This window comes from Pseudomonas sp. R62, from assembly GCF_000257605.1.
Taxonomy (GTDB): Bacteria; Pseudomonadota; Gammaproteobacteria; order Pseudomonadales; family Pseudomonadaceae; genus Aquipseudomonas; species Aquipseudomonas atacamensis.
Window position 1 is genome coordinate 2,092,201 of sequence record NZ_JH635999.1, and the last position, 5,644, is coordinate 2,097,844.

General features: G+C 60.8%; 4 protein-coding genes and 2 pseudogenes. 3 read left to right on the plus strand and 3 right to left on the minus strand.

All coding sequences use genetic code 11. From position 1 onward, the window contains the following. Positions 1-165, minus strand: a pseudogene (locus OQK_RS27270) (AraC family transcriptional regulator); the annotation flags it as partial. A 131-nt stretch (positions 166-296) separates the two neighbouring features. Here OQK_RS27270 and OQK_RS27275 point away from each other — a divergent pair. Both OQK_RS27275 and OQK_RS27280 read left to right on the plus strand, forming a co-directional pair. After that, positions 297-815 carry a carboxymuconolactone decarboxylase family protein gene (locus OQK_RS27275; RefSeq protein WP_016775249.1) on the plus strand — a complete coding sequence of 173 codons (519 nt, stop codon included), beginning with the start codon at positions 297-299 and terminating at the stop codon, positions 813-815. Positions 816-1,002: 187 nt separating this feature from the next. Continuing rightward, positions 1,003-3,234: a response regulator gene (locus tag OQK_RS27280; RefSeq protein ID WP_016775250.1), complete on the plus strand. Its 2,232-nt coding sequence runs from the start codon at positions 1,003-1,005 to the stop codon at positions 3,232-3,234. On the opposite strand, the gene OQK_RS27285 is transcribed toward OQK_RS27280, so the two are convergent. Next, positions 3,202-4,647 carry a SulP family inorganic anion transporter gene (locus OQK_RS27285; protein WP_016775251.1) on the minus strand — a complete coding sequence of 482 codons (1,446 nt, stop codon included), beginning with the start codon at positions 4,645-4,647 and terminating at the stop codon, positions 3,202-3,204. The genes OQK_RS27280 and OQK_RS27285 overlap by 33 nt on opposite strands. A gap of 160 nt (positions 4,648-4,807) precedes the next feature. Between OQK_RS27285 and OQK_RS27290 the strand changes: the two genes are divergently transcribed. Beyond that, positions 4,808-5,152, plus strand: a complete 345-nt coding sequence (locus OQK_RS27290) for a DUF7693 family protein (protein WP_038862217.1) — start codon at positions 4,808-4,810, stop codon at positions 5,150-5,152. Here the strand turns inward: OQK_RS27290 and OQK_RS30690 are convergent. Next, positions 5,119-5,644, minus strand: a pseudogene (locus OQK_RS30690) (lysozyme inhibitor LprI family protein); the annotation flags it as partial. The gene OQK_RS27290 and the pseudogene OQK_RS30690 overlap by 34 nt on opposite strands.

The window sequence follows — 5,644 nt, forward strand, 5'->3', positions numbered from 1 at the left end:
AATTTCCCGCTCGTTGCCCGGTTTGAGCAGCAACGCCCCGGCTTGCAGAACATGCACATGGCCGACCGGTTCGCCTTCGTGAACGCTCACGCCGCAAAACGCGCCGCTATGGAAGGTGCCGGCGTTCACACCGAAATGACTGAGTAATGTGGAAAGGCGATCCATGGCTGACTCCCGAAGGCATATCTGGACGATCTGCCGCATATCCTCGACGATTTGCCGCCAAGGCGCCATTGGTAGCCCCTAAGATCTCTCCATCGCCGCTGCACTTCGCTGCGGAATTTCGGAGAATCACCATGAGCCGCATCCCTGCAATCAGCCTCGACACAGCCACCGATGCCACCCGTCCTGCACTGGAAGGCGTGAAGAAAAAAATCGGCTTCCTGCCCAACGTCTTCACCACCCTCGCCCAAGCGCCGGTTGCATTCGACACTTACCTGCAAGCTTCGGCGATCCTCGGCAAGACTTCGCTCAGCGCCCAGGAAAAAGAAGCCGTATACCTCGCCACTTCGCAGGTCAACGGTTGCGACTATTGCCTGTCCGCACATACCGTGTTTGCCGGCAAGGCCGGGCTGTCGGCGCAGGACATCATCGCGGCACGTCACGGCGAACTGAATGCCTACGCCGCCCTCGCCCGCCAACTGACCGAAACCCGTGGCCACTTGAGCGATGGACAGTTGGCCGCCGCTCGCGCTGCCGGTATTGATGACAGCAAGATCATCGAAGTGATTGCCCTGGTGGCCGTGCAAACATTGACCAACTACCTGAACAACACGGCGCTGACCGACATTGACTTCCCGGCCGTCGAGGCCTGAGCAGTCGCTCACGAACTGAAGAAAAATCCGCTGGCGGAAAGATGCTCTTTTCGCCAGCGCTGTTTTTTGCTGCCATGATGTAGGTCAGAATAATTCGCAGCGCAAACAGTGTCTGGTGCGCTGAAACCAAACACCCTGCGCGCAGGTCTTTGTTCTCAGACAAATGCCCCGGAAAGACACGAACCCCATGACAGACTGGTTGCAAGACAACGGCGAGATGGCCGGGCAGATCCGCCGTCACGACTGGGCGAATTCGCCCCTCGGCCCGTTGGAAAACTGGCCCGATGTACTCAAGACCACTGTCTCGCTCAGTCTCGCCTCGCATTTCCCTCAGGCGATCGTCTGGGGCCCGCAACTCATCACTCTCTATAACGACGCCTTCGTACCGATTCTCGGCGACAAGCCGCACGCGTTGGGACGCCCTTTCAGCGACATCTGGAAGGAAGCCTGGCACGAGATCAGCCCGATTGCTGAGGCCGCGTACGCCGGCCAGGCCACCTACATCGAAAACTTTGCTCTGCAGATCGAACGCGGCAAAGGCCCGGAGCAGGCGTTCTTCACTTTTTGCTATAGCCCGATTCGTGATTCCCACGGCAATGTCGTCGGCATGATCGACACCGTCACCGAGACCACCCAGACCGTTTATCTCAACCGACGCCTGGCGGTCCTCGATGCCATCGGCGAAGCGGTGACCAATGCCACGGATGCGCAAGCAATCCTGGCGGCAAGCACGCGGCTGATGGTCGAGCAACTGCGTCTGTCCAATTGCGCCTACGCCGACATGGATGCCGACGAAGATGGTTTCACCATTCGCGGCGACTATGCAGCGCCGGGTTCGCCGAGCATCGTCGGCCACTACCGTTTGCGCGATTTCGGCGAGAAAGCAGTACGTCTTCTGCGCGCGGGTCAACCTTTGGTGATCCACGACAACCGCAGCGAATTGCCGCCGGAAGAATCAGCGACCTTTCAGGGCATAGGCATCACCGCCACCATTTGCGTGCCGCTGATCAAGCAAGGCCGTCTTACCGCGTTAATGGCCATTCACGACAAAGTGCCGCGTGTCTGGTCGAGCTTCGAACAGGCGCTGCTCAGCGAAGTCACCGAACGTTGCTGGGCGCACATCGAACGGGTGCGCGCCGATGCAAATGTACGCGAGGGCCTGCTTGCACTGGCCGAACTCAATGCCACGCTGGAGCAACGGGTCGAAGAGCGCAGCCTGCGTCTGGCCCAGGCCGAGTCGGCGCTGCGCCAGTCGCAGAAGCTCGAAGCCATCGGCCAATTGACCGGCGGCGTCGCCCATGACTTCAACAATTTGCTGACGATCATTCGTTCGTCGGTGGATTTTCTGCGCCAGCCCAACCTGCCGGAAGAACGCCGCCAGCGCTACATGCGCGCGGTGTCCGACACCGTCGAGCGGGCCTCCAAGCTGACCAGCCAGTTGCTCGCCTTCGCCCGCCGTCAGCCGCTCAATCCGCAGGTAGTCGACGCCGGCGAACGTTTGGCAAACATCGGCGAGATGCTCGAATCGGTCACCGGCGCGCAGATTCACGTGTGCGTCGAGCGCCCGGATCACCCCTGCTACATCCGCGTCGATCTCAGTCAGTTCGAAACAGCATTGATCAACATCGCCCTGAACGCTCGCGACGCCATGAATGGTCAGGGTGAGCTGAAATTGCGCCTGGAGTGCCATAAAGCGCTGCCGCCGATTCGCGGCCACGCTGGGTCCAGCAGCCATTTCGTGTCGATTGCCCTGGCCGACACCGGTGCCGGCATCGACGCACACACCCTCGAACACATCTTCGAGCCGTTCTTTACCACCAAGGCTGTCGGCAAAGGCACGGGGCTGGGGCTGTCGCAGGTGTTCGGCTTCGCCAAGCAATCGGGCGGCAACGTCGATGTTTCCAGCGTCCTTGGTCAAGGCACCGAGTTCACCTTGTATTTGCCGCAAGTGCCGGCGATCGAGGCAGAAATGGACGAGGCAGAGGACGATGGCGAGGTGCAGCCGGCCTGCGAAAAACGCCGGGTGCTGGTGGTAGAAGACAATCTCGATGTCGGCCGTTTCGCCAATCAGATCCTCCAGGATCTGGGCTATGAAACGGCGTGGGCGACCAACGCCGAAGAAGCCCTGCAGTTGGCCGGTAGCGATGCCAGCGCGTTCGATGCGGTGTTTTCCGACGTAGTCATGCCGGGCATCACCGGTGTCGCGTTGGCCAAGGAACTGCGCCAGCGCCGCCCCGATCTGCCGGTGATTCTCACCTCCGGCTACAGCGAAGAACTGGCCCGCAGCGGGTACGAAGGTTTTGAATTTCTCGCCAAGCCCTACTCCGCCGAACAGGTCTCGCGGATTCTCGGCAAGACCTGGCTCAAGGACGCAAAACCAGCGGCGTCAGTCGTGATCGACGCCGGCGCGCTTGAGTAATTTCTTGCAGCGTTCCGACAGATGAAACACCTGTAGATGCTTGCCCGCCTTGGCGTAGCGTTCACGCAGGGTTTTCAATGCGGCGATCGCCGAGTAATCGACAAAGCTCAGGTGTCGGCAGTCGAGAGTGACTTTCGCCGGATCGTTGGCCGGATCGAACAGGTTGAGAAACGGCGTGGTCGAGGCAAAGAACAGCGTGCCGTGCAGGCGATAGAGCTTGCTGCCGTCGGCCTCCAGATGTTCATCGGCATACAGTTCGCGGGCCTGCTGCCAGGCGAAGTTGAGCGCAGCGATGATGATCCCGCACAGCACGGCCGTGGCCAGATCGGTGAACACGGTGATGGTGGTCACCGCGATGATCACCAGCACATCGTGCAGCGGCACCTTGTTGATCACCCGCAACGACGCCCAGGCGAAGGTCTGCTGCGACACCACGAACATCACCCCCACCAGCGCGGCGAGCGGAATACGTTCGATCAGCGGTGACAGAAACAGAATGAACAACAGAATCAGCACACCGGCAACCACGCCGGACAAGCGTCCGCGCCCGCCGGAGCTGAGATTGATCACGGTCTGCCCGATCATCGCGCAACCGCCCATGCCACCGAACGCCCCGGACACCATGTTCGCCGCGCCGAGCGCTACGCACTCGCGATCCGGATAGCCACGGGTTTCGGTGATCTCGTCGGTCAGGTTCAGCGTCAGCAGGGTTTCCAGCAGGCCGACCATCGCCATCAGGATCGCGTACGGGGCGATGATGCGCAGGGTTTCGAAATTCCATGGGATGTCCGGCAAAGCGAAGGTCGGCAGACCGCCGGCAATGTGCGCCATGTCACCGAGGGTGCGGGTCGGCAGCCCGAACAGGTAGACCAGCAGGCCGACACCAAGGATCGCCACCAGGGCCGGCGGTACCGCTTTGGTCAGGCGCGGCAGGATGTAAACGATGGCCATGGTCAATAGCACCAGCCCGGTCATCAGATACAGCGGCGTGCCGCTGAGCCAGTGCTCGCCGCTTTTGAAGTGCTCCAGTTGCGCCAGCGCAATGATGATCGCCAGGCCGTTGACGAAGCCGAGCATCACCGGATGCGGCACCATGCGCACCAGTTTGCCCAAGCGCAACAGCCCGAACGCCATCATGATCAGACCGCCGAGCAGCACCGTCGCCAGCAGATATTGCACGCCGTGTTGCACCACCAGCGCGACGATCACCACCGCCATCGAACCCGCCGCACCGGAAACCATGCCCGGTCGACCGCCAAACAACGCCGTCAGCGTGCAAATGATGAACGCGCCGTACAGGCCCATCAGCGGATTGAGATGCGCGACCAGCGCGAAAGCAATGCATTCGGGCAACAGGGCGAACGAGGTGGTGAGTCCGGCGAGGACATCGGCGCGCAGACGAATCGGTTTCATGGCTTACCTGACTGAGCGGCCGCTGGGCACGGCTGCTGTTTTCGCGAAAAAAGAGGGAGGCGAATGTTACGAAATTGTTCGGCCTCGGGCCAGTGAAACGCTGACATGGGGTGGCGCGGGCCTTATCCTTGCAGGCTTGTCCATCGAATCGAGTCGCAGCATGTCAGCGTTTTTGTCCGCCCGGGATGTGTGTCAGCGTCTGCGCGAAGCTGCGCTGGGCGTGCTTGGGTTCGAAGTCTGCCAGGTAATGTCCGAGACCGGGCTGATTGCCGTTGATATCGAGGGCTGGCATCTGCGGTTGGACTTCGCCGAGGGACACTTGCATCACTGTGAATACGCGCGCAACTGCGCCGGGGATGAAGCGACGCTGGACACTTGGCAGCGTTATGGTACCGACCCGGTGAGTCTGCTCAGCACGTGGGAGTTGGCGCAGATCGAGCGGTTATTGCGTGAGGCGGATGGAGTTGTGGCTCAGGGCATCATTTCCAGAACAAGAGACGACTGACTTTCGTGCATGCGGTCATACCAGCCCTGCAGCACATCGGGCAGCCGCTTCTTCCACTTCGCCACGTTGGTGTAGTACCGCAGATGTTCATGGCTCTGGTCATCGTAGCTTTTGAAGATCAGCCAGACCTGCGCGTCGGCCGCGCTCATCAGGATGCCGATGCCGCCGAGACCGCGCATCCACATTTCTACAACCTGAGCATCGGGCACATCTTTTGAGTCTTCGCCGACCTGCAAGGAACCGGAGGTCTCTACCAGTTTTTGGTAGTCGGTCTTGAGCAGCGAACGCAGTGCCTGATCTTCTGCGGGTGTGCGAGCCAGACCCAGGCTGAGCAGATCGTAATCCAGCTTCAGCGGTTGTTCGGAGGCGACATACCGACCGGCGTAATACACGCCCATGCCTCCGCCGCAGTCGGAGTCCGCACCGGTTTGCGTGACGTTCAGTACGCCATTGATGGGCGTGAAGGCGAGTTTGCAGGCGTCCTCGGCGTAC

Excerpts from the sequence above, each read along its gene's own strand:
- OQK_RS27275 (WP_016775249.1), top strand. The coding sequence starts at position 297 with ATGAGCCGCATCCCTGCAATCAGCCTCGACACAGCCACCGATGCCACC.
- OQK_RS27290 (WP_038862217.1), top strand. The coding sequence starts at position 4,808 with ATGTCAGCGTTTTTGTCCGCCCGGGATGTGTGTCAGCGTCTGCGCGAA.
- OQK_RS27285 (WP_016775251.1), bottom strand. The coding sequence starts at position 4,647 with ATGAAACCGATTCGTCTGCGCGCCGATGTCCTCGCCGGACTCACCACC.
- OQK_RS27280 (WP_016775250.1), top strand. The coding sequence starts at position 1,003 with ATGACAGACTGGTTGCAAGACAACGGCGAGATGGCCGGGCAGATCCGC.